Raw genomic sequence first — 1,521 nt, 5'->3', positions numbered from 1 at the left:
ATTGTATGTGCTCTTTTAGGKCTTATMGTACTTATTCAAAACCCTAAAGGTGGTGGTTTATCATCTAATTTTTCAAGCTCATCACAATTAATGGGGGTTCAAAAAACCGGCGACTTTTTAGAAAAAGGTACCTGGACACTGGCCATTGTTGTAATGGTTTTAGCATTAGCTATTAACGTGGTTGCAAAAGGCGGTTCGGCAAGCAGTGAAAATCCTGCCCTGCAAAATCAAATTGAAAAAGCATCAAAACCAACTAATACTGCTCCGGCTCAGTCTTTACCAACAACACCGGCACCGGCTCCTGTTAAAAAACCGTAATTGCATTACGCGCTTTATATCAAATAAAAAAAGGCTTTGGATACCCCCAAAGCCTTTTTTATTGATATTGCCTTACTGACATGATGACACGGGCAGGTTAAAATAACATTAAGGATAAAAATTAAATTATTCTTTTGCTGCCATTACAACAGTTAAGTATGCCAATATTTGCCATAGCATTTGCTTGGCATAATTGATGAGTAGTTGTGCATGAAACTTAAATAAAATTAAAACATATAACTATGTCATTAAACATTAAACCAATCGGCGACAGAGTGGTTGTAGAGGCCGCAGCTGCCGAAGAGAAAACCGCTTCGGGAATTATTATCCCGGATACCGCTAAAGAAAAACCTCAGCGTGGAACCATCGTTGCAGTAGGCGACGGCAAAGTAGATGAGCCTTTAACAGTAAAAGTGGGTGACCAGGTTTTATATGGTAAATATGCCGGTACCGAAATTACTTATGAAGGTAAAGAGTATTTAATTATGCGCGAATCTGACATTTACGCGGTATTGTAACTAATTATCGAATTATTGAAGAATTGATTTATTGAATCATTCTGTAAAATCAATAATTCTGTAAATTCAATTTAAAACTTAAAACAGCGAATAGTTATTGAATATCGAAAAACTGATTAAATAATATTCGAAATCAGTAATTCAATAATTCATTAATTCAAAAATTAAAAAACATGGCAAAACAAGTTAAATACAATGTTGAAGCACGCGACGCCCTAAAACGCGGTGTTGATATTTTAGCTAATGCAGTTAAAGTAACATTAGGCCCTAAAGGCAGAAACGTAATTATTGATAAAAAATTCGGTTCGCCTATCATTACAAAAGATGGTGTAACAGTAGCTAAAGAGATCGAACTAAAAGATGCTTTAGAAAATATGGGTGCCCAGATGGTTAAAGAAGTTGCATCAAAAACTGCAGATATTGCAGGTGATGGTACTACTACTGCTACCGTTTTAGCACAGGCAATTGTAACTGCAGGTATTAAAAACGTAGCTGCCGGTGCAAACCCAATGGATTTAAAACGTGGTATTGATAAAGCTGTTTCGGCTGTTGTTGAAAACTTAAAAGCTCAGTCACAAACTGTAGGCGAAGACAATAACAAAATAAAACAAGTTGCATCTATCTCTGCAAATAATGACGAGGTTATCGGTTCATTAATAGCTGAGGCTATGGCTAAGGTTGGTAA

Annotated in this window: 3 protein-coding genes; all 3 read left to right on the top strand. The window is 36.2% G+C overall.

Annotated elements, in window-relative coordinates; all coding sequences use genetic code 11:
* Nucleotides 1-318, top strand: a 318-nt coding sequence (gene secG, locus AC1DPZ_RS27030; protein ID WP_477409338.1) for a preprotein translocase subunit SecG, incomplete at its 5' end; no start/stop codon positions are given.
* A 242-nt stretch (nt 319-560) separates the two neighbouring features.
* The gene (groES, locus tag AC1DPZ_RS27025; protein ID WP_076375713.1) at nt 561-836 is read left to right on the top strand and encodes a co-chaperone GroES; all 276 of its coding nucleotides are present in this window, start codon (nt 561-563) and stop codon (nt 834-836) included.
* A 173-nt stretch (nt 837-1,009) separates the two neighbouring features.
* Nucleotides 1,010-1,521 (top strand): TCP-1/cpn60 chaperonin family protein (locus AC1DPZ_RS27020; protein WP_477409336.1); only part of this gene is annotated, 512 nt, incomplete at its 3' end.

This window comes from Mucilaginibacter sp. P4_G9, assembly GCF_056400985.1.
This window is presented reverse-complemented; position numbering and strand designations above follow the sequence as displayed.

Excerpts from the sequence above, each read along its gene's own strand:
- groES (WP_076375713.1), top strand. The coding sequence starts at position 561 with ATGTCATTAAACATTAAACCAATCGGCGACAGAGTGGTTGTAGAGGCC.